This is a genomic window from Paenibacillus sp. 2TAB23 (assembly GCF_052115165.1).
In the GTDB taxonomy this organism is placed as follows: domain Bacteria; phylum Bacillota; class Bacilli; order Paenibacillales; family Paenibacillaceae; genus Pristimantibacillus.
In genome coordinates this window covers 112,726-135,683 of sequence record NZ_JBFRGD010000017.1, presented here as the reverse complement: position 1 = coordinate 135,683, position 22,958 = coordinate 112,726, and the positions used below count along the sequence as shown (strand labels likewise).

The following is a 22,958-nucleotide window of genomic DNA, read 5'->3' as shown; positions in this document are numbered from 1 at the left end:
TTGATCCGAACAGAAGAACTGCTTCTAAACGTAGGACCCCAGCATCCAAGCACGCATGGGGTATTCCGTATTATCGTCAAGCTTGACGGTGAAGTCATTACGGAGGCGACACCCGTAATGGGTTATTTGCACCGGGGTACTGAGAAGATTGCTGAAAACCTGAATTTTACGCAAATTATCCCTTATACGGACCGAATGGATTACGTCTCCGCCATGACGAATAATTATGTGCTCGTGCACGCGGTTGAGACGATGATGGGACTCGAAGTGCCTCAGCGCGCGGAATATCTTAGGCTAGTCGTCATGGAGCTTCAACGCGTAGCAAGCCATTTGGTATGGTGGGGGACTTATTTGCTTGATATCGGAGCAATGAGCCCGTTTCTATATGCCTTCCGCGATCGGGAAATGATTATTGATCTATTCAATGAGCTATGCGGTGCTAGGCTCACATATAACTATATGAGAGTCGGCGGGGTCAAGTGGGATGCGCCTCCAGGCTGGCTGGATAAAGTGCGCGCCTTTATTCCGTACATGGAGAATAAGCTCCAAGAGTACGACAAGCTTGTTAGCGGGAACGAAATTTTTCTTGCCCGTATCAAAGGAGTCGGGGCATATGATGCCAAGACCGCTATAGATTATGGACTTACAGGTGCTAATTTACGTTGTACCGGCGTTGATTTCGACATTCGCAAGGCTGAGCCGTACAGCCTCTACTCCAAATTCGAGTTTGACGTGCCGCTCGGCAAAACAGGCGACTGCCATGACCGTTACCGTATACGTCTGGAGGAGATACGTCAGAGCCTGCGTATTCTAAAGCAGGCTATGGAGCAATTCCCAGAAGGCGGGGATACGATGGGGAAGGTTCCCCGCGTGATTCGTCCGCCTGCCGGCGAGGTATATGTGAGAATCGAGTCGCCGCGCGGCGAAATCGGATGCCATATCGTTTCCAAAGGCAAAGCAGAGCCATACCGGCTCAAATTCAGGCGGCCATCCTTCGTGAATTTGCAAATATTGCCGAAGCTGCTTGTAGGAGAGACCATGACGAACCTCATTACGATATTAGGCGGCATTGATATTGTCGTCGGGGAGGTCGATTGCTGATGCAGTCTTGGCTTAACCAGCCGCTAACATGGGGAAGTACGCTCGTACTGTTCCTGTGGGCACTCGTGTTCCTGTTCATCGTTCTGGGGTTTGTCACCTATGCCATTTATTTCGAGCGAAAAGTAATCGGCTGGATGCAGCTGCGAATCGGTCCCAATCGCGTTGGGCCGTTCGGAATGCTGCAGACAGTTGCGGATATCTTTAAGCTGCTCATTAAGGAAGATACCATTCCGCGCAAAGCTGACCGCGCACTGTTCATTCTTGCGCCTGTACTGGCTTACATCCCCGCCTTTTCCGTGCTTGCGGTACTGCCCTATACGCAAAATCTATACTTCGCGGACTTGAATGTGGGGCTGCTCTACTACGTCGCGTTGTCAGGCATTTCAACACTGGCAATCGTGCTCGGCGGCTGGGCATCCAATAACAAGTATGCGCTTCTTGGGGGTATGCGTTCGGCGGCGCAAATGATAAGCTATGAAGTACCGCTAGTCATTTCGGTTGTTGGCGTTATTCTGCTGAGCGGCAGCTTGAATCTCCGTGATATCGTAGCGGCGCAAAGCGGAGGCTGGTTCTGGGATTGGAATTTCATTCCTCAGATTATCGGCTTCATTATCTTTATCATTGCAGCGGTATCGGAGCTGAATCGAACACCATTCGATCTGCCTGAAGCGGAGTCGGAGCTCGTGGCAGGCTATCATGTTGAATACAGCGGTTTTCGCTTCGCGTTTTTCATGCTTTCCGAGTATGTATACGTGTATGCGATTGCGGCGTTAACCACTGTACTATTCCTAGGCGGCTGGCATGCGCCTGCTCCTTTCCTTGATTTTGTGCCGGGCATCATTTGGTTTCTGCTCAAGTTTGCGTTTATCGTGTTTTTTCTGTTCTGGATTCGTGCCACGCTGCCGAGAATTCGCGTAGATCAGCTGATGGGGCTTGGCTGGAAGGTACTGCTGCCTATATCCCTGCTCAATGTATTCCTGACGGCCATTTATTTGGAATTGTTTATTAAGAACTAGCAAAGGGGAGAAGGAAATGAAAGGAATGCTGCAAGGACTGGGCGTAACGCTCAAATCGATGACGGCTCCAAAAGTGACCACTTCCTATCCTGACATGCCGTTTGTCATGCCGGATCGCTTTCGCGGGATCCAGCATTTTATACCGGAGCTATGCATCGTATGCAATCAATGCGCACGTATTTGCCCAACGGACTGCATCACGCTGACAGGCAAGCCGAATCCCGATCCTGACAAAAAAGGCAAGGTCATCGATACGTTCGATATTAATTTTGAGATTTGCATTTTATGCGATCTTTGCACAGAGGTTTGTCCGACAGAAGCCATTGTCATGTCCAACCACTTTGAGCTGGCGACATTCAGCCGCGATGACTTGTTTAAGGATGCGCAATGGCTCACCGACAACAATACGCTTACCCGGCAGGATAACAACAACATAGGAGCGCCGGCCAAAGGGGGCGCGAAATAGTTGTTCAACATAGCTTTCACGGGCGAATTTGCTGCTTTTTTCGTTTTCTCGGCGATCATGATTTGCGGAGCCGTGCTGATGATCAGCTTGGATAAGATTGTCCATATGGTTATATCTATGGCAGCGGTTTTTCTGGGGCTCGCGGGAATGTTCGTGCTGCTCGAAGCGGAATTCGTTGCCTTCGTGCAGGTGCTGATTTATGCAGGGGCAGTGTCGATCCTCATGATATTCGGCATCATGATGACGAAGCACCATGCAGGCGAGACTGAGCCTGCAAAGCCGATTCATCAAACGCTAGCGGCGATTGCCGCGCTCAGCCTATTCGGCGTTTTGTTTTATGCGATACGTACGACTACATTTCCTGAGCCGGCAGCGTTTCAGCAAAGCGAAGACAATACGATGGCAATTGGGGAGCTATTATATACAGGTTATGTTATCCCTTTCGAGCTTCTATCGGTGCTCTTGACGGTTGCATTCATTGGGGCGATCGTAATAGCCAAAAAGGAGGCGGATTGAAAGCATGCTACCCTCCTATTTAACAATGGCGGCGATTTTATTTTGTATTGGGCTTTATGGGGCTTTAGTAAAGCGAAACGCTGTGGTGGTCCTTCTCTCGCTCGAGCTTATGCTAAACGCAGTGAACTTGAATTTAGTTGCCTTCTCGAAGTATGGCGTTGTCCCTTCCTTGACGGGGCAAATATTCTCGTTGTTCACGATTACAGTTGCAGCAGCCGAAGCGGCTATTGGCGTTGCCATACTAATTGCATTGTTCCGCATGCGTGGAACGGTTAATGTCGACGAATTTGACAAAATGAGGAGGTAGCGCAGCGTATGGATAAATTAACACAAACGGCATGGCTCATCCCGCTGTTTCCGCTGATCGCTTTCCTCATTTTGACGGCGCTCGGCAGAAGCTATCGACGTGCCGGCGTAATAATAGGCTCTTTAGGCTCTCTTGCAGCCTTTGCGTACTCCTTATTCATATTGGTAGATCGATTAGCGAACAGCCCATTGGATTACAACAAATCCTTTGAGTGGCTTGCCATCGGGAGCTACTCGCTTCGGATCGGATTCGAAATCACGAATCTTACATCATTGATGCTGTCAGTTGTTGCGTTTATCAGCTTCCTCGTTCAGCTGTATTCGGCAGGTTATATGAAGAATGATGAACGGATTACGGTGTTTTATGGTTATGTTTCTTTATTCACCTTCTCGATGCTGGGTCTCGTGCTGTCCGATAACCTTTTGTCGCTTTATATTTTCTGGGAGCTGGTCGGTGTTTGCTCGTTCCTGCTTATCGGCTTTTGGTTTACGCTGCCCAAGGCACGCGCAGCGGCCAAAAAGGCTTTCATCGTAACGCGGATCGGTGATGTCGGCCTGCTGCTCGCTATTCTGCTGCTGTTCTGGTACATGCCGGAGCATGCACTGGATTTCACAACGATCCAGAGTGTTTTCGACGGGCAGTCGGGCGCTATTACGAACGGGATTACAACGCTTATCGCATTGCTTATATTTGTAGGCGCCATCGGCAAATCAGGCCAATTCCCGCTCCATGTTTGGCTCCCCGACGCGATGGAAGGACCGACGCCGATCAGTGCGCTCATCCATGCCGCGACTATGGTCGCGGCAGGCGTATTTCTTATTGCCCGGACTTTTGATATTTTCCAAGATTCAGCTGCGGCGATGGAAACGATCGCTTATGTAGGCGGATTCACCGCTATATTTGCTGCGACGGTTGCCTTGGCTCAAAATGATCTGAAGCGAATCCTTGCCTATTCGACCGTGAGTCAGCTTGGCTATATGATGATGGCGCTTGGTTTAGGCTCTCTAACAGGCGGAATCTTTCATTTAATTACGCACGCCTTCTTCAAAGCCCTGTTGTTTCTGGGAGCGGGAAGCGTCATTCACGCCGTACATACTCAGAACATCAATGAAATGGGCGGATTAAGCTCGAAAATGCGTGTGACGACATGGACCTTTGCGATTGGCGCTTTAGCGCTATCGGGCATTCCGCCGTTTTCCGGCTTCTGGTCAAAGGATGTAATCCTGGCGGCTGCTTGGGAAACCAATCCGCTTCTATTCGTTGTCGGGTTGGCGACTGCTTTCATCACGGCTCTTTATATGTCCCGTCTATTCATTCTTGTTTTTAGAGGGAAGCCAAACGCGGCTTCAGCCAGCGCTAGTGAATCCCCGGCTGTGATGACGATCCCCTTGATCGTGCTCGCCGTTTTCGCTGCTGCATCCGGGTTTATTGAGACTCCGTGGAACGGCTGGTTCGGTAAGTGGCTTACGGACGGACCGGAAGAAGTACATGCCAGCGGCGCTGTTATAGCCGGCTCTGTAGCTGTAGGCCTGCTCGGCCTATACATTGGCTGGCTTGTTTATGGAAAAAAAAGCCTCAGCTTTACAGCGTGGCAAGAGAAAAAACCGTGGTTTGTTAAGATGCTGGAAAGAGGCTGGTATATCGATGAGCTGTATGCTGCCCTATTTGTCAAACCTTTAAAGCTGCTTAGCACTACGCTGCTTGCATTCGATACTCACGTTGTAGGCGGAGTCGTCCGCCTTGCGGGAGCTGCCGTCAGCACAGCCGGCCGTACGGCAGCGAGGCTGCAGAACGGCCAAGTGCAAACCTATGGTTTAGCAGCCATTATCGGATTTGTTATTATTGTGGTTGCCATCGTTGGAAGGAGGTTCCTGCCATGAGCATCCTAAACGATATTCCTATCTTGTCGATTATTTTATTTTCGCCGCTGTTAGGCGTTATTGTGCTGCTGGCGCTCCCGCAGCATCGAAGCAACTGGTTGAAGAAGACGGTCGTTATCGCTACGCTGATCCCTCTTATTCTATCGTTCTGGCTTTACGCGGAGTACGACCAGCAGCAGGGCGGAGCGGCATTCGATGAGCGGCAGAGCTGGGCGGAGATTCCGCTGAACAAGGAGACGCAGGCGACTGGGCTTTCTGAATTCAAGTTTTCGTTCCAATACGAGCTAGGCGTGGATGGGTTGTCCATTCCGCTGCTGCTGCTAACCACACTTGTCTCGGCAATGGCATCACTTGCGGCGATTCAAGTCAAAAAAAGATGGAAGTCATTTTTTATATGGTTTCTGTTGCTGGAGATGGGCATCCTCGGCGTGTTCCTGGCCCGCGACCTCTTTTTGTTTTTTATTTTATTCGAGATTACGCTTATTGCGATGTATTTCCTAATCGGAATTTGGGGCTACTTTAATCGCGAACGGGCGGCCAACCAGTTTTTGATCTACAATGGAATCGGCTCGGCTATTATGCTGACCGCATTCGTTATTCTCGTTAATACCGCCGGCTTCCGTATCGACCAGATCGGAGACCAGGTTAGCTTTATATACAGCGGAAGCTACATGGACATATTCAGCAATTTGTCGAATCCAGAGGCATGGGTGAACCTTGCTCCCGAGCAGACCGGCACAATCAATCCTTTTCTGATGTCGGATACGATGCAATGGACACTATTCATTATGCTGCTCGTGGCGTTTGGCATTAAGCTGCCCATTTTTCCTTTCCATACGTGGATGCTTAAGGTGCATACAGAAGCACCAACCTCTATCGTAATGATCCATTCTGGCTTGCTGCTTAAAATGGGGGCATACGGCTTGCTGCGATATGGCCTGCTGCTTTTCCCTGAGCAGGCGCGCGCATTCGCGATTCCGCTTGCGGCGTTCGGAGTCATTAACCTGTTGTATGGGGCAATGCTTGCCTTGAGGCAGCAGGAGCTAAAGCTTGTCCTGGCTTATTCCTCAATCAGCCATATGGGAATTGTCCTGCTGGGCTTGGCTGCGATGAACGAGCTTGGCTTGCAGGGAGCAGTCTTCCAGCTCGTCTCGCATGGCCTTGTGTCCGCACTGCTGTTCTTGATCGTAGGCAGCATTTATGAGCGAACGGGAACGACCGAGATTGGCGAGCTAGGCGGCTTGGCCCGCTCGATGCCGTTCATTAGCGGGGTATTGCTTACGGCTGGACTCGCATCTCTCGGCTTGCCGGGCTTATCCGGCTTCATAGGCGAGTTTCTCTCTTTGCTGGGGCTGTTCGAGACTCAGCGGTGGCTGACTGCGGCAGCGGCGCTCGGCATTATTTTGACCGCTGTTTATATGCTTCGAGCGGTTTTGAAAATCACATTTGGACCGCAGCGGGACGACTATGCCGCACTTAAGGACGCGAGACTCATCGAAGCGATTCCGATGATTGTGCTGCTGGCGTTCATTCTGCTGCTTGGCTGCTTCCCGTCGGTACTGACGGATACGGTACAGCTTGGCATGGATGGCCTGCTCGATCAATTACTTGCAACTAGGGCGGGGGGTTAGATCATGTACGAAGGCGTTTCATTCGTGCCGCTGACATGGACGGATATGCTCTATCTTGCCCCGGAGTTTTTGCTGGCGGCGGTGTTCATTGTTCTTGTTCTCCTGGATTTGCTTCTGCCAAAACGGATAACGCGGCAGACAATAGGTTGGTTAACGCTTGCCGGGATTGCTGCTTCGCTGCTGCTAGTGCTGCTGCGAATGCTGGACATGAACGAGGGCGGCGTCTCGAGCGAGGCGATCAGGCTGCTTGCCAACAGCTATCGGATCGATGATTTCGCCAGCCTGCTGAAAATTGTGTTTTTAACCGGAACGGGGCTCATTGTACTGCTTGCGCTTGGTTCTGTCCGGGATGACGAAGCCATTACGGATCGTGCAGAATATTACTACATGCTGCTGCCTGCACTCATCGGGGCTATGATGATGGCTTCGTCAGGAAATTTGGTGACGCTGTATATCGGATTGGAGCTTCTTAGCCTGACGAGCTACGTGCTGGTGGGCATGAGGAGAAAATCCGGCTTATCGGCAGAAGCTGCCTTCAAGTACGTAGTAACAGGAGGGATATCCTCCGCTATGATATTGTTCGGCATGTCGTATCTGTACGGAATAACAGGCTCTGTCGATCTCGGAAGCATTGCAGAGGCATTGCCGGCTGCCCTTGTTGATTTCAAGGCGCTTGCATATGTAGGCTTCTTCTTCATGATCGCCGGCTTCGGCATTAAAATTGCCGCTGCTCCGTTTCATGCATGGGCGCCGGACGTATACCAAGGTGCACCGACTCCTATATCTGCCTTTCTAGCTGTTATTGCCAAAGGCGCAGCGCTCGCGGCTGTGTTTAGAATCTTTTACAGTACGCTATTAATGCTGCAAGACGAGGACGCCATTGTGTCCAAGGACATCTGGCTTGCTCTTCTTGTTCTGGCTGCTGCAGCCATGCTAGTCGGCGCGACGGCTGCGCTTAGACAGAAGAATACAAAACGTCTGCTTGCACTCTCGGGTGTAGCGAATGCGGGTTACATGCTCGTTCCTATTGGAATTTCACTGTCGGTCGTCCATAGCAGTAATTTTTCCGAATTTATCTATTATTTAATCGCTTACTTATTTATGACGATTGGAGCATTCGCTGTCGTCAGTACGGTAAGTCGTTCTTCCGGAAACGAGGAGCTTAAAAGCTTCGCGGGGATGTATTACCGTGCTCCCTGGACTGCGGCGGCTATGGTTGTGTTTGTTTTGTCGCTCTCGGGCTTACCCGTTTCGGGCGGGTTTTTCGGCAAGCTGTTTATTCTACTGGGGGCCGCGAATGCAAAGGCATATTGGCTGGTCGGGGTCATCGTCCTTAGCAGCGTAATCTCTTATTACTTTTACTTCGGCTTTGTGCGGCAGATGTTCATGCGGAGCGGCAGCGAGCAAGGGGAGATCCGGGTTTCGGCCGAGACGGGGATCGTCATTTGGGCATGCGCGGCGGCGACGCTTGCGCTCGGCTTGTTCCCTGGTCCCGTTATGGAATGGATCAACGCGGTCTTCTCGCTGCAAGGTGATTTGATGATCAACAGTTAGCGATAGGGCAAGCTAAGCAGCTTGCCGCTGCATTGCTGTTATGGTTAGGGATTGCTCAAGCGGTCATGCATTCGGTGCCGCGGGGCAATCCTTTTTTGGAAGAAATAGATGGGGCTAGGTCAGCATGTGGCAGTTGAATCACGGGATGAGCGAATATTGAATGGTAATCAGGATGTATATTTGATAGCCCTTCGCATAAACTTTACAGTTTGTTTGGCTAACCGGCTGTAAGGATAGATCATTTGTTGGCTGAGCCAGTAAAAATTGCGATTGTTTCATTCATAATTGATATGGGTAATGAGCAGCAGGGGAGGAATGGTTCATTTCAGTAGTCTTTGAGACGTGAGGAACATTCATAACTGGTCATTATTCTAGTACATATTTACCGGGAAATAATAGAAGGAGCCGGATATCGCCTTATTGGATATGTGGCAGCAAGGGAAATGTAGGTCTTTTGTCCTTTTGTCCATGGGCTACAAGGGATTCGTTAGCCTGAAAGAGAATTGTAAAGAGTGGCATTTTTCAATTGAAAGCAGGTACTACCCATAACGGATTCAATATGCAAAGGCAGAATGTGATGATTAAACGAATAGAACATAATGATGCTTCAAGCTTGAAGGAAGCAGAAGAAGCGGCACAGAAGGCAATTGAAAATGCGGAACTGAGGGTAGCTGGAACTGTGGGACTGGAGGCACGGGAGCTAGCGGTCCCGGCCGAAGCCAAGCGCCTGCGCAAGCATGCAGGCGCCTTAAAGGGCACGCGCGCCGCGCGCAGCCTGCTCCGCCAGGCGCTGCTCGCGTTGCTGCTCGGGAGCGTCACCCTCGGGGGCATAGCCCCCGCAGGGCTCGCTCCCGGAGCGGCGCCTGCGGCGCTCGCCGCCGCTGCTAGCGCGGCTGGCAAGGGCACCGAGCAGCCGCAAAGCTGGCTGCTCAAATRGCGCAGCCCCGCGCTTAGCACTGAGCTGCGCGGGACACAGGTGCTCCGCCGCCAGGATGAGGCGGCGGTCATGCTGATACGTCCGGCCGACAAGGACACGGACGTACAGGAATGGCTCCGCCGGCTGCAGAGCCTGCCGGGCGTGGAATATGTGCACCCGAATGGCTCGGTGCACATGCTCTCCATGCCGGCTGATGAAGCTGATGCCGGCGCTCCCTCCACTGAAGCGCAGCAGCCAGCGGATGCGGCAGCCGATCCAGCAGCGAGGGTCGCAGCGGCAGCTGCATCACCTGCTGCATCGCTGACTGCGAATGACCCTGAGCTGCCTAAGCAGCTATATCTGGGTCAGATCGGAGCGAAGAAGGCGTGGGAAACGGTGCGTGAGCAGCGTGAGCTGACGATAGCGATCGTGGACACCGGCGTAGATCTTAACCATCCTGATTTAGTTGATAATCTCGTTCCGGGCGCAAATTTAGTTGAACCGGGCGAGCCGCCGGATGACGATAATGGGCATGGCACAAGCGTCGCCGGCGTTATCGCAGCTGAAGGCAATAACGGAATCGGTGTTTCGGGCATCTTATGGAGAGCCAAGATTATGCCGATAAAAGCATTAGATCACCGTGGTGACGGTACGGAGCAGGAGCTGGGCGAGGCGATATTGTATGCGGTTCGCGCCGGCGCTAAAATTATCGTGCTGTCGGTAGGCTTGCATCGCTATTCGCCATACATGCTCGATATTGTGCAGTATGCGGAGAGCAAAAGCGTACTGCTTGTGGCAGCAGCAGGCAATGACGGCGTGGCGATGGGCGAGAAAGCCGCGGTGAAGTACCCGGCTGCTTATCCAACCGTACTTGCGGTAGGCGGCGTAAAGACGAACAACGTCGTTGATGCCAGATCCAATCGCGGTACCGAGCTCGATCTGGTTGCCCCTTGGCATGTATATACCACGGCAGTAGGCGGCTCGTATAAGAAAGAGGAAGGAACGTCAATGGCGGCTCCGCAAGCAGCCGCTGCTGCAGCGCTTATATGGGCGCGCTATAAGACGTTAAAGCCTTATCAGGTTCGCGAGCTGCTGCGGCAAACGGCCAAGGATATCGGCACTGCCGGAGCTGACAGCTCCTCAGGCTATGGTGTATTGCAGATTGATCAAGCTGTCAGCGCTGCGCTGGAGACCGATCGGTTCGAGCCGAACGAAAGCCAAAAGACAGCTGCGAGATTTCCGCTTGACACACAGATTTCCGGTTTGCTGAGCGGAACGGCGGATCATGATTGGTACCGGATCGACACGCCTTATGACGGGAAGCTTACGCTTCAGTACGAGGGTTTGGTAGCCAGCGGCAAGATTGTGCCGCCGGTTCGGATCAGTCAATATACGAACGGTGCGCGGCAGAGCACAAATGACACGAAGCTGGCTAGTCGTTCCATTGAGCTCGATGTGAAAAAAGGCCAGCATCTTATTCATTTGGAGCTTATTAACCAAAACAGCAGCGAAAAGCTGCCTTACCTGCTCACGTCGGCCTTTACCATGAAGCCGGACGACTACGAGCAAAACGATAAATCATACGAGGCTTCGACGCTGCAGCCTCGATCCCAGACGATTACGGGCAACTTTCATCAGCTTGCCGATCGGGATTGGTTTGCCGTAACCTTCTCTCAGAGCGGCAAGCTGAGCCTCTCGCTCAGCACGAATACGGCAAGAATAGATCCGGGTCTTGCCCTTCAGAAGGCCGGTCAGCAGCTCATGGTGTATGATGACGAATCTGAAGGGGAGACGGAGAAGTCTCCAGTCATAACAGTGACTCCTGGCAAATATTATATTCGTGTTCATAATGCGATCTCTTCCGAAGCGAGCCCGACACTCGGCACTTACACGCTTCGAATGGATTATACGCCCAAATACGACGATCCGAATGAACCAAACGGTAAGTCCTATGAAGCGTTTATGATTAATCCTGGCACGGAATATTTGGGTGTGATAAGCAGCAGCTCTGATGTGGATTGGTTTCAGTACCGCGTTGCGGCACCTAGTATGATTGGCTTTGCCGTATCAGGGGTTCCTATTGATATTAATTTGAAGCTGCAGCTGTTTGACAAACGTATGAAACAAATAATGACGGCAAGCACAGGCAAGCTTGGCAAGTTTCAGACGAATGAGCAGCTGCTGCAGCCCGGTGTTTATTATGCAAAGCTTCAAGCGGATGCCCCCTTCGACAAGCAGTATTATCGGCTGAAGCTTCAGGCTGAAGAGCTGATAGCTGGCTTTAAGGATATCAGAGGGCATTGGGCGCAAAATGAGATCGTGGCGATGAACAAAAAAGGTATCATTAACGGAACGGGCAACAATCGTTTTGAGCCAAAACGGGCGATAACGCGGGCCGAAGCTGTCGCCATGGTCGTGAAAGCTTACAAGCCGATCCCTAAAGGTTCGGTGAATACAAAACAGTTTGCCGATGTGCCAGTTAATCATTGGGCGTATGCCGCAGTTATGAGCGCGGTCGGCCAAGGCTGGGTAAAAGGCTTCCCAGGCGGCTCGTTCAAGCCGGACCAGCCCATTACCCGGGCAGAGATGGCGCTAATTATCGGCTATGCGGATGGAGTAAAGCCTAGGCTGCCGATAGCAGATCCTTTTATTGATGTATCTAGAGCGCATTGGTCGGCTCCTATGCTGTTTGCGATGAAGGTGAACGGCCAGCTTGAAGGTGTGAATTCAAGCAGCTTTAAGCCGAAGCAGCAAGCAAGCCGTGCGGACTTCACTGTGCTCCTGCATCGTGTGATGACCTAAAATTTTCATAAAACAATTGGGCTTCTATATTCGTTTGAAGGATAGGCGGCAAACATCGGAAAAGATCATGTCTTTATATTTTCAGTTGTAAGCGGAAGTTGCCTTTAACCCTTGAGAAGGGAAGCCGGGGAGGCAGTATGAACGTAGACAATGAGCTGTATAGAAGCGTACAAACCTACACGGGCATAACGGGGTTATTTTCCATCGTCATTGTCATTCTCAGCATCATATTTGTTTGGTTTGTCGTGCAGGAGATTAAATGGGAAACCTTTTTCCGGTTTCCGCGCAGTCCGAAAGCCCGGATGTTTCAAGTGCTGGTAGCGATCATAATGGGCCATTTATTAGCGAAATTCATTTTGGAATATTGGGGTTACACCGTGCTTCTCAAAAGCTTTGTCGAATAACAAATGCGAAATATGTCAACAATGGGTAATACATGACGGACTAAAAAAACGAAAAGCGCACGAATAGATATGAATTAGGGCCTAATTGAAATGAAAACGGTAATTTTTTGCTCTAGATTATGCCTTTTCTGTTGTAAAAGATCGTTAATTGCCGAGGGAAGCGCGTACAAAAAATGTTAAAAATTTAAACCTTGTCGTTTCATGTAGTTGAGTGATAAGATGAAGTTTGGGTAAAATGAGCTATTCTAGAAAATACACGAATATGTAATAGAAATTGCAGTTCGCGGAGGGAACCATAAGATGACCAAAATTATCGTCCGCGGAGGCCAGCGTTTGAAGGGAACGGTCCGTGTCAGCGGAGCAAAAAATGCAGTACTCCCCATTTTAGCGGCCTCATTATTGGCGACAGAAGGAGACAGCGTCATCCATGACGTACCCCTCCTCGACGACGTTATGACGATTCAGAAAGTGCTAGCCTCTTTAGGTGCACAATTATCCTATAATAATGAAACCATGCGCATTACCGCGCAGGCTATTACGTCCTTTGAAGCTCCTTATGAGCTTATTCGCAAAATGCGCGCATCCTTTCTCGTCATGGGTCCGCTTCTTGGCCGTATCGGGAAAGTAAGAATTTCACTGCCTGGAGGCTGCGCAATTGGGACTCGTCCGATCGACCAGCATTTGAAGGGCTTTGAGGCGATGGGGGCGGAGATTACGCTTGGCCATGGATTCATTGAAGCCAGTGCGAAAAACCGTCTTAAAGGCGCCAAAATTTATTTGGATGTGGCCAGTGTAGGCGCGACCGAAAATATTATGATGGCCGCTGCTCTGGCTGATGGCACAACCATTCTTGAGAATGCTGCTAAAGAGCCGGAAATCGTTGATCTAGCCAATTATATTAATGCTATGGGCGGCAAGGTGCGCGGCGCAGGTACGGGTGTTATTCGTATCGAAGGCGTGGACCATATGTATGGAGCTGTTCATAATGTCATACCTGACCGCGTTGAGGCGGGCACCTATATGATAGCTGCTGCTATTACAGGCGGTGACGTATTCGTTGAAGGTGCCATTGCGGACCATTTGACCCCAGTGATCTCCAAGCTTCAAGAAATGGGCGTAGAGATTACGGAGAGCGATAACGGCATTCGTGTGCAAGCAGGTCCTGTATTGAAATCGGTCGATGTAAAAACGCTGCCGCATCCTGGATTTCCAACGGATATGCAATCGCAGATGATGGCGCTTCTGCTCGTGTCGGAAGGCACAAGCGTAGTGACGGAAACGGTATTTGAGAATCGTTTCATGCATGTGGATGAGTTTCAGAAAATGAACGCCCAAATAAAGGTCGATGGACGAACAGCTATTGTCAGCGGAGGTTTGCCGCTTTCAGGAGCGAAAGTATGCGCGACTGACTTGCGTGCAGGCGCGGCGCTGATTTGTGCAGCTTTGCGCGCAGATGGCGAAACGGAAGTAACAGGTCTGCACCACGTAGACCGCGGGTATGTCGACATTACCGGCAAGCTGGCTGCTCTAGGCGCGGATATTAATCGTGTGGAGATAGAAGAGGAGCACGCTCCTGCGGCATCGTTCGCTCGCGAGATTACTCCTGCAGTCGCGATCTCGACAGCTGTATCAGAGGTCGAAGCTACAGTGCCATTTAAGCGTGAGAAAGAGGTAGCTGTCCTCAAGATTCAGCCTACCTGGGCGTAAAAGTCCGCATCGGTGCAAACAATCAAAGAAGCTGTTTCAAATAAGCCTTAGCAGGCCTATCTGAAACAGCTTCTTTTTATATATGGTGCTTGAATGGCGAATGCTCATATTGATGCTCGATTATAAGGAACGGATCAGCATGGTTTCTTCTTTGTCTAGAAGAGGGAGCCGTGTTTTTTTGAAATATAAGCCTTATAGGTTTCACACGATCAAGTATTCTTCTATTTCTACGAGAAATGGGTACCCTCCTCTTGCTGAGGACGGCGAAGCCGTCTCTTCTTAAAATATAGGAAAGTATCGCCAAAGGACGGCGACAGCCGTTTCACCTTTCGTGGACTTGTTCATCTTCCGTTCATTTTAGGATGCTATATTCTAACTTACTTAGACCAATGGAGGGTGGATGCAAGCGAATGAAGAAATGGACGATAGGAATCAGCATCGTAATGATTTTGGCGGCTGCAGGTGCAGGGGCCTATTATTTTTATTTTGCACAAGAAAAAGCTACAGCGAGCGTCACGCCAACTTCGCAAACGGTAGCTGCAACAAAAGGCTCGATTCTAAAGCAGATCAGCGGAACAGGCTCCGTTGCGGCGAATTCGCGTGAAACGGTCACGGCAGGGAAAAGCGGGACGATCGCTACTGTCAATGTGAAGGTAGGGGATAAGATCAAAGCCGGCCAAGTGCTCGTAACGTTCGAAGCGGCTGAAGATAATGAAGATAAAATAACGTCGATTGAAAAAAGCATAACAAAGCTGAAGGAATCCATAGAGGGCTATCAGGAAAGTTATAAAGAAGCGACAGGAACGGAAAATGAAGAGGCGACAAAACAAGCCCTTCAAAAAAGCATGGAGGCTGCGAATACGGAAATTGAAGATTACGAGGATGAATTGCAAGAAATTTACGAAGAGCAGGCGAAAGAAGAAAAGGTTGTATCGGCCTCCATTGCTGGGGAGGTTACCGAAATGACGATCGAAGTAGGGGATGAGGTTAACGCAAACACGACAGTAGCGACAATCGTAGATTATACGAAGCTGGAGTTTGTTACTTCTGTAGATGAGCTTGATATTTCGTTAGTTGAGGTGGGTCAAGCCGTCGATCTGTCATTGAGTGCGATTACGGATCATACGGTTGCTGCAACGGTATCCAAAATTGCGATGGAGGGAACCTCAAGCAATGGTTCTTCCGCCTTTGATGTGAATATTCTCCTTAAGGATATAGAAGGCGTGAAGGCGGGGATGTCGGGCGAAGCAGCGATTACGATTGCGGCGAAGGAAAATGTTGTACTCGTTCCCGTGAACGCGGTTGTCGAAATGGGTACCAAATCGTTCGTTCGCGTACCAAGCGAGAATGGCGAAGCGTCTGCAACGACTGGCGGACAGCAAGGAACAGCTCCGTCTGACCAAGCGGGCAGTGCGCCAGGAGGGCGTACGCAAGCACAAGCAGGCCGAGGAACGGGTGATGCAGCTGGCGGCCAGCAAGGGACTGCACCGTCCGGTCAAACAGGAGGAGCAGCAGGTGGCCAGCAAGAGACTGTACCGTCAGGACAATCAGGAGATGCAACAGGCGGCCAGCAAGGGACTGTACCGTCTGGTCAAACAGAAGGAGCAGCTGGAGGGCGGCAGCAGGGAGGCCAAGGCATGGGCGCAGCCGGCAGCGGCGGTTTTGCAGCTGGAGGGCGTACAGGCGGAGGAAGAATGATGGGCGGGCTTGAAGGCCAACTAGTTGAGGTGACCACGGGGTTAAGTGATGAAAGCTTTGTCGAAATTGTCAAAGGGCTGGAGGAAGGCGACAGCGTGCTCGTTCCAATTGCGCAAGGTGCAGCGGGTATGGGTTCCGATGCAGAGGAAACGATGCAGCAAGGCGGCTTCCCTGGCGGAGGCATGGCTTTCCCGAGCGGCGGAGGCGGAATGGGCATGGGCGGTGGAGGAATGAGCGGCGGTGGCGGCATGCGAAGTACAACTGGCGGTGGTTCGCGATGAGTACGGCTGCAAACATTCCCCTAATCGAGATGTCCAATATAACGAAGTCCTACGTTATGGCACGCGAGAAGACAACGGTGCTGCATGAGGTGTCGCTCAAGGTTGCCCATGGTGATTTTTTGGCTATCGTGGGGCCGTCGGGGTCGGGAAAGTCGACATTAATGAATATTATCGGCTGCCTGGATTTGCCGACTGAGGGCAGCTACAAGCTGGAAGGGCTTGAAGTAACCGGGCAAAGTGATAACAAGCTAACGGAAATGCGCAATAAAAAGATCGGTTTTATTTTTCAAGGCTATCATTTGCTTCCGAAGCTTACGGCGCTTGAAAATTGCGAGCTTCCGTTAATCTATCGAGGGCTTTCGGGCAAGGAGCGCAGGCTGCGAGCGATGGATGCGCTAGAGCGTGTCGGGCTTGGGCAGCGCATGCACCATCGCCAGAGTGAGTTATCCGGAGGTCAGCAGCAAAGGGTTGCCATCGCGCGGGCGCTGGCGACCAACCCGCCTATGCTGCTGGCAGACGAGCCGACAGGGGCACTGGATTCGAAGACAGGCATGGAAGTGCTTAGCATGATGGAGGAGCTGAACCGGGCAGGACAGACCATTGTGCTTATTACTCATGATATGGAAGTGGCAAAGCTGGCTAGCCGTACGGTTATTATAAGAGACGGGGTGTTGACCGAGCAGGTGCAAGAGAGGAGGAGCAGCGATGAAACTTACGCAAGGCTTCAAGATGGCAGTCAAGAGCGTATTGTCCAACAAGCTTAGAACGATCTTGTCCATGCTGGGCATACTGATTGGCGTTGCAACGGTTATCGCTTTGGTGGCAATGGGAAAGGCATCCTCCAATGAAGTAGCCAAACAGGTATCTTCTCTGGGCAGCCCGAATTCGCTTTCCGTTACGATTCTTGGCCGCGGCACGGTTACGACACTATCTGTCGATGAGGCAAATGATCTTGGCGACGTTTCGAATATAGCGGGCGTTGCTCCTGTAACTAGCGCGACTGGCTACGCGAAGTATGGGAAAACGCAAGTGTCCGTGACCGTAGAGGGCATTACTGCGGCGTATGAGGAGGTTAAGGATTTCCCTGTCCAGGACGGGAGATATATTGCTTCTCCAGATATTAAGAACAATTCGAAGGTAGCGCTGATCGGCGTGGCTACTGCAACGGATCTGTTCGAGGATGAGGGCGAGGATCCTTCTGCCGCAGTTGGCAAAAAAATTACGATCAACGGGTACAATTTTACCATTGTCGGATTGCTCGAATCGCAGGGCAGCTCGTTGACAGGCTCGAACGACGAGAAGATTCTAATTCCCGTAACAACCGCGCAAAAAGTATTTCAAACAAGCGGCGTATCTACCATTAATTTAACCGTAATGGAAACGAGCCTCATGGATCGTACGGTTACTGCAGTTGAAGCGGTTCTCTATGAGAAGTTCAGAGGAAATGAGAATGCTTACCGGGTGCTTAATCAAGAGGAAGCAATGGAGACGCTTAATTCGGTGAATGAGACGATGAATAGGCAGCTCATCTATGTAGCTATTATTTCGTTAATTGTCGGTGGTATAGGCATCATGAATATTATGCTCGTATCCGTTACGGAGCGAACGAGAGAGATCGGCATACGCAAGTCGTTAGGGGCGAAAAAAAGGGATATATTATTCCAATTTCTCGTCGAGGCCGTATGCATAAGCGGTCTTGGAGGAGCACTCGGCATCGGGCTTGGCTACATCGCTTCTTTTATTATAGGAATGGTGATGAAAACGGAGACGGAGGTTCCGATAGATACGGTCTGGCTGGCATTCGTCTTCTCTGCGTTTGTCGGTGTCATATTCGGTTATTTGCCAGCAAATAAAGCGGCAGGCTTGCGGCCTGTTGACGCCCTTCGCCATGATTAGACGTTTGGGAGTTCTACCCTATCATTCGCACTCATAGAATAAACCATTAGGGTCGGTTTGAGAGAGAGGGGATGGCTGTTCCTTTCCTATCTATTCTTGCCGGTCAAAATGGAAGGAGAGCTCATGAAGCGAAGGATAGGGAGGATTTCAATAGTTTCCGCAGTCAATCGATTACGGACAAGCAGGTGGCTGGCTTTATTTGCAATTGGCGCTATGTTAGGTGCTTCCGTTCTTTTAATAAGGCTCTCGCTGCTTGAACTGCAGGACGCGCGCGCAGCTCCGGGGATGCAAGCTGCTGCTGCTGTACAACAGGGATTGAAAGCGGAGCTGCCTGCTCCGAAACCGTTAGAAGCGGAAGGTAATCATTTCCCTTCTAATGAAGTTAAATCACAGAAGCCGGATCTTGCCGCTGACAGTAATGAGCAATCGGAAGATTTAAGCACACTTGACGGACTCGTTGTGCACGTCTATTTGGCTAAGGAAAAGCGAGTAGAAAATGTGCCGTTGGAAACGTATGTCAGAGGGGTCGTAGCAGCGGAAATGCCTATCGAGTTCGAGCTTGAGGCGTTGAAGGCGCAGGCCATTGCTGCACGGACATATATCATGAGAAGAATGGTTCACGGGGATAATAGCGGGGTGCCTGCAAAGGGTGCAGACGTGACGGATACGACCGATCATCAGGTTTATGTTTCGCTTGCGGAGCTGGCGCAGAAATGGCCTGAAGCAGATCTTAAAAAGCACATGCAGAAGCTCAATTCTGTCATTGCTCAGACGCGAGGGAAAGTGATTACCTATAAAGGCGACCCCATTGATGCAGCTTTCTTCTCCACGAGCAACGGGTATACCGAAAATTCGGAAGACTACTGGAACCAAGAAATTCCCTACCTGCGAAGCGTGGCAAGCCCGTGGGATGAAACGATATCTCCAAGATACAAGGAAACGGTCAATTTCAGCTTAGATGAATTCTATCGCAAGCTTGGACTTGCCAAAAACGGCTCTGCTAAATCGGCCATTCGTATAGCAGAGAAGACGGCGGGCAAGCGGATTAGCAAAATCGTCATAGGGGGAACGACCTTCACGGGACGGGAAGTAAGAGAGAAGCTAGGCCTTGCATCCTCTCAATTTACATGGCGTATGGAAGACGGCTCTATTGCAATTACGACTTACGGCTATGGGCACGGCGTTGGGATGAGCCAATGGGGAGCCAATGGTATGGCCAAAGCAGGCGCGAGTGATGATGAAATTGTGGCACATTACTATTCTAGCGTTCAAGTAGAGCAAGTAACCAAATTCTCGGAAATACTCGCGGGCCGCTTCTAATTTGAACTCTTTCAATATTTCATGTTTGCCTCACGTATAAACCTAGCAGATCTGGCAACAATGGCTAGTGAGGTGATAGAAAATGAATGATCAAAATCAAAGCAAACCGAAGCAAAGACCAGAAGAAACTCCCAAAACGAATCTGGGAGGAGCGTCTGCCGCCAAATCTAGCAGTGGATGGAAGAACCTTTTTGCAAAGCGATGGGTTTCTCCAGCAATCTTCATGGCCGCGGCAGCAATTATTGTAACCTTAATGTGGATCTATCAGGGAACGGATCAAACGACTCCTACAACAGGTAAAGCCGATTCTACTGAAGTTTCGCAAGAGGGTACGACTGAAACGCAAGGCAAAGGTGACGAGGCTGTTGAGGTTATCGCAGGCAACGAGGCTATCAAATGGCCAGTTGCAAGCATAGAGGCGCTGCAGGTAGAGCTGCCGTTCTATGATGAGAAAGCAACTGATGAAGAACGCGAGGCAGCACTCGTACAGATCGGAGATACATTCACTCCGCATATGGGCGTTGACTTCGTTGATCCAAGCGGCAAAACCTTCGACGTGCTTGCGGCACTCTCCGGCAAGGTTACTTATGTGAAAACAGAACCGACCAATGGGAATGTCATTGAAATTACGCACGAAGGCGGTCTGGTGACTGTTTACCAGAGCGTAACCGAGATTGCTGTTGAAGAAGGCGATGATGTTACGCAAGGCACTGTCATTGCCAAAGCTGGTCGGAACGACCTTGAGCGCGACCTTGGTATCCACCTTCATTACGAAACACGTAACAATGGCAAGCCGATTAACCCAAGCTCCTTGATTGCAGAATAGAATTTTTGAAAAATAGGACTTTAGTCGTACAGGCAGGGAGCAAATCCCTGCCTGTTTTACGTTTTTATGAAAATTTTTTCACATTCCGGCCTGTCAGGCTTGACCACAACGAATATATACCCGGCCCACTCATATAATGTACCAAACTATCTCGAGTAGGGAGGCGGGAACGTGCACGATTACATTAAGGAGCGAACCATTAAAATAGGCCGCTGCATCGTAGAAACGAAGCACACGGTGCGAACGATCGCAAAAGAGTTCGGTGTGTCCAAAAGCACGGTACACAAGGACTTGACTGAGCGGCTTCCTGAAATAAACCCCGATTTGGCCGATCAGGTTAAGCACATTCTCGAGTACCACAAATCGATTCGGCATTTGAGGGGAGGAGAAGCAACTAAGATCAAATACAAAAAAACGAGCACGAAGAAGCGGGAAGTGCTAGCTGCTGGGAAGTTATGAAGTTTTTTCTCGAAATATAGAGGAAATTTGTCTTTTTTGGCGAATAATAAACGTTAGCGGTTTCTGTGTCAAGGGAACCAAACGTGCGTTTGCAATTATTATTCGTTGGGGGACTTAAGCCTTATGTTGAGCAAGGATATTGGGATTGATCTTGGAACGGCCAATGTGTCTATTCATGTGAAAGGTAGAGGCGTTGTGCTGGATGAGCCTTCAGTTGTAGCGATTGAAAGCGATTCGAAACGCGTGCTTGCCGTAGGTGAAGAAGCGCATCGCATGGTGGGGCGTACGCCAGGCAATATCATAGCGATTCGTCCATTGCGCGACGGTGTTATTGCCGATTTTGAGATAACGGAAATTATGTTGAAGGCGTTTATTGATCGTGTTGAGGGACGGAAGTGGTTTAGCCGTCCCCGTATTCTTATTTGTGCGCCAACCAACATTACGTCAGTTGAGCAAAAAGCGATTCGTGAAGCTGCAGAGCGCAGCGGCGCGAAGGAAGTGTTTCTTGAGGATGAGCCTAAAGCTGCCGCTATCGGGGCTGGCATGGATATTTTCCAGCCTAGCGGCAATATGGTTGTTGACATTGGCGGAGGAACAACGGACGTAGCCGTGTTGTCAATGGGCGACGTTGTTACTTCCTCCTCCATTAAAGTTGCAGGGGACAAGTTCGACGATGCGATCATGAAGTTTATCAAAAATAAGTACAAGCTGCTTATTGGCGAGAGAACGAGCGAGGATATTAAAATCAAGATTGGCACAGTCCTTGAGGGCGGTCGTCAGGAAGAGATTGATATTCGCGGTCGTGACATGGTGTCGGGTCTTCCTCTCACGCTTACAATTCGCTCGGGAGAAGTGCGTGAAGCACTATGGGACTCCGTTATGACGATCGTATCCGCAGCCAAAGCCGTGCTTGAACGCACACCGCCGGAGCTGTCGGCTGATATTATTGACCGCGGGGTTATTCTGACCGGCGGAGGGGCTTTGCTAGGTGGCCTCGATGCGCTTCTTGCAGAGGAATTAAAGGTGCCGGTGCTTATTGCCGAGGATCCTATGCACTGTGTGGTAAAAGGTACGGGCATTTTACTCGATAACTTGGACAAGCTCGGGAAGAAGCAAAGGTAGAAGCGACCGAAAACTATACCATTTGCGCGGGTAGGGAGCCTTAGGGGGGCGCAGCCGAGGCGTAAATGAGTCATAGGTCGCATGGACAAGCTATTCAGGCAGCCTTGCTTCCAACCGATAACATATATAGTAGGTTCGTTTGGAAGCATTTGGGGAGGTAACAGCGATGTTAAGAGGCTTGTATACAGCTGCATCAGGTATGATTTCACAGCAGCGCAGACATGATACGGTAACGAATAATATTTCTAATATAAATACGCCTGGTTATAAACAGACGAATGCGGTAACTCGTTCGTTTCCGGAAATGATGCTGTCATTAACGGGAGCGGGACAAGAGAATTACAAGCAAATCGGTAAATTGACAAACGGCGTTTTTGCTGAGGAAAGCTTGTCCATTCATTTGCAAGGCGATCTGACGCAGACGAACAACTCATCCGACTTTGCGCTTCTTTCCAACATTGAGCTGAATGGTCTGTCATTCGACGCTTCCGGCAAATATGTGGATGCGAATGGCGAGGTCACGTATCAGCCGCAAGCCTTCTTTACTTTGCAGGATCAAAACGGCGAAGTGCGTTACACGCGCGGCGGTAAATTTACGCTCACAGAAGAAGGTTTTCTCATGGGCAGCGACGGATCCAGCGTGCTCGGCACGGATGGACAGCCCATCCAGATGCCTGCGGGCGTAGGGCTGGATCGGTTGATGCTGACCAGCGATCAGCGCTTCGTGGATGCAGACGGACAGGACATTGGCGTGCAGCTGCTAATCAGCCGCGTGGACAATCCGAATCAGCTGATCCGCGAAGGGAACGGCAGCTTCCGCTTCGGGGATGAAGAAGGCGAAGCGGTCGCAATCGCTCCTGGGGAGCGTATCGAAGTGAGGCAGGGCTACATCGAGCGCTCGAACGTAGATGCTGCTCAAGCAGCAGTGGATTTAATGTCTGCGCTCCGTGCGTATGAAGCGAATCAGAAGGTCATACAATTCTATGATCAAAGTTTAAGCAAGGCTGTGAACGATGTAGGTCGCGTGTAACAACAGGTTAAGCAGCGGAGGTGTAA

19 protein-coding genes are annotated in these 22,958 nt (G+C 50.5%); all 19 read left to right on the top strand.

Going from position 1 to position 22,958, the window contains the following annotated elements:
- The 19 genes from AB4Z29_RS22335 to AB4Z29_RS22245 all read left to right on the top strand — a co-directional run bounded on the left by AB4Z29_RS22335 (window position 1) and on the right by AB4Z29_RS22245 (window position 22,932).
- Window positions 1-1,101: an NADH-quinone oxidoreductase subunit D gene (locus tag AB4Z29_RS22335; RefSeq protein WP_441945200.1), complete on the top strand. Its 1,101-nt coding sequence runs from the start codon at window positions 1-3 to the stop codon at window positions 1,099-1,101.
- Window positions 1,101-2,117 carry an NADH-quinone oxidoreductase subunit NuoH gene (gene nuoH, locus AB4Z29_RS22330; RefSeq protein ID WP_441945199.1) on the top strand — a complete coding sequence of 339 codons (1,017 nt, stop codon included), beginning with the start codon at window positions 1,101-1,103 and terminating at the stop codon, window positions 2,115-2,117. The genes AB4Z29_RS22335 and nuoH overlap by 1 nt, the downstream gene beginning before the upstream one ends.
- A gap of 16 nt (window positions 2,118-2,133) precedes the next feature.
- Entirely contained in the window at window positions 2,134-2,583 is a 450-nt protein-coding gene (nuoI, locus tag AB4Z29_RS22325) for an NADH-quinone oxidoreductase subunit NuoI (RefSeq protein WP_441945198.1), read from the top strand.
- Complete coding sequence (locus AB4Z29_RS22320) at window positions 2,584-3,099, top strand: NADH-quinone oxidoreductase subunit J (RefSeq protein WP_441945197.1); 516 nt, start codon at window positions 2,584-2,586, stop codon at window positions 3,097-3,099. It begins immediately after the preceding gene.
- A gap of 4 nt (window positions 3,100-3,103) precedes the next feature.
- On the top strand, window positions 3,104-3,406 hold the full coding sequence (gene nuoK, locus AB4Z29_RS22315) for an NADH-quinone oxidoreductase subunit NuoK (RefSeq protein WP_441945196.1): 303 nt from the start codon (window positions 3,104-3,106) through the stop codon (window positions 3,404-3,406).
- Window positions 3,407-3,414: 8 nt separating this feature from the next.
- On the top strand, window positions 3,415-5,286 hold the full coding sequence (gene nuoL, locus AB4Z29_RS22310; protein ID WP_441945195.1) for an NADH-quinone oxidoreductase subunit L: 1,872 nt from the start codon (window positions 3,415-3,417) through the stop codon (window positions 5,284-5,286).
- Window positions 5,283-6,917: a complex I subunit 4 family protein gene (locus tag AB4Z29_RS22305; RefSeq protein ID WP_441945194.1), complete on the top strand. Its 1,635-nt coding sequence runs from the start codon at window positions 5,283-5,285 to the stop codon at window positions 6,915-6,917. Before nuoL ends, AB4Z29_RS22305 begins: the two co-directional genes overlap by 4 nt.
- A 3-nt stretch (window positions 6,918-6,920) precedes the next feature.
- Entirely contained in the window at window positions 6,921-8,471 is a 1,551-nt protein-coding gene (locus AB4Z29_RS22300) for an NADH-quinone oxidoreductase subunit N (protein WP_441945193.1), read from the top strand.
- A 577-nt stretch (window positions 8,472-9,048) separates the two neighbouring features.
- Window positions 9,049-12,189: a S8 family serine peptidase gene (locus tag AB4Z29_RS22295; RefSeq protein WP_441945192.1), complete on the top strand. Its 3,141-nt coding sequence runs from the start codon at window positions 9,049-9,051 to the stop codon at window positions 12,187-12,189.
- A gap of 137 nt (window positions 12,190-12,326) precedes the next feature.
- Window positions 12,327-12,593, top strand: coding sequence for a DUF1146 family protein (locus AB4Z29_RS22290; RefSeq protein ID WP_441945191.1), 267 nt, complete (start codon window positions 12,327-12,329; stop codon window positions 12,591-12,593).
- Between the two features lie 300 nt (window positions 12,594-12,893).
- On the top strand, window positions 12,894-14,300 hold the full coding sequence (gene murA, locus AB4Z29_RS22285) for a UDP-N-acetylglucosamine 1-carboxyvinyltransferase (protein WP_441945190.1): 1,407 nt from the start codon (window positions 12,894-12,896) through the stop codon (window positions 14,298-14,300).
- A gap of 410 nt (window positions 14,301-14,710) precedes the next feature.
- A complete protein-coding gene (locus tag AB4Z29_RS22280) occupies window positions 14,711-16,279 on the top strand; it encodes an efflux RND transporter periplasmic adaptor subunit (protein ID WP_441945189.1) in 1,569 nt (522 codons plus the stop codon).
- Entirely contained in the window at window positions 16,276-17,043 is a 768-nt protein-coding gene (locus tag AB4Z29_RS22275) for an ABC transporter ATP-binding protein (RefSeq protein WP_441945188.1), read from the top strand. The genes AB4Z29_RS22280 and AB4Z29_RS22275 overlap by 4 nt, the downstream gene beginning before the upstream one ends.
- Entirely contained in the window at window positions 16,985-18,175 is a 1,191-nt protein-coding gene (locus AB4Z29_RS22270) for an ABC transporter permease (RefSeq protein ID WP_441945187.1), read from the top strand. Before AB4Z29_RS22275 ends, AB4Z29_RS22270 begins: the two co-directional genes overlap by 59 nt.
- 123 nt (window positions 18,176-18,298) lie before the next feature.
- Entirely contained in the window at window positions 18,299-19,495 is a 1,197-nt protein-coding gene (spoIID, locus tag AB4Z29_RS22265) for a stage II sporulation protein D (RefSeq protein ID WP_441945186.1), read from the top strand.
- A gap of 82 nt (window positions 19,496-19,577) precedes the next feature.
- Window positions 19,578-20,321 (top strand): peptidoglycan DD-metalloendopeptidase family protein, encoded by a 744-nt coding sequence (locus AB4Z29_RS22260; RefSeq protein ID WP_441945185.1) that lies wholly within the window; start codon window positions 19,578-19,580, stop codon window positions 20,319-20,321.
- Between the two features lie 171 nt (window positions 20,322-20,492).
- Complete coding sequence (spoIIID, locus tag AB4Z29_RS22255; RefSeq protein WP_053373789.1) at window positions 20,493-20,780, top strand: sporulation transcriptional regulator SpoIIID; 288 nt, start codon at window positions 20,493-20,495, stop codon at window positions 20,778-20,780.
- Between the two features lie 123 nt (window positions 20,781-20,903).
- Entirely contained in the window at window positions 20,904-21,902 is a 999-nt protein-coding gene (gene mreB / locus AB4Z29_RS22250; RefSeq protein WP_441945184.1) for a rod shape-determining protein MreB, read from the top strand.
- 166 nt (window positions 21,903-22,068) lie between these two features.
- A complete protein-coding gene (locus AB4Z29_RS22245) occupies window positions 22,069-22,932 on the top strand; it encodes a flagellar hook-basal body protein (RefSeq protein WP_441945183.1) in 864 nt (287 codons plus the stop codon).
- Window positions 22,933-22,958 lie beyond the last annotated feature (26 nt).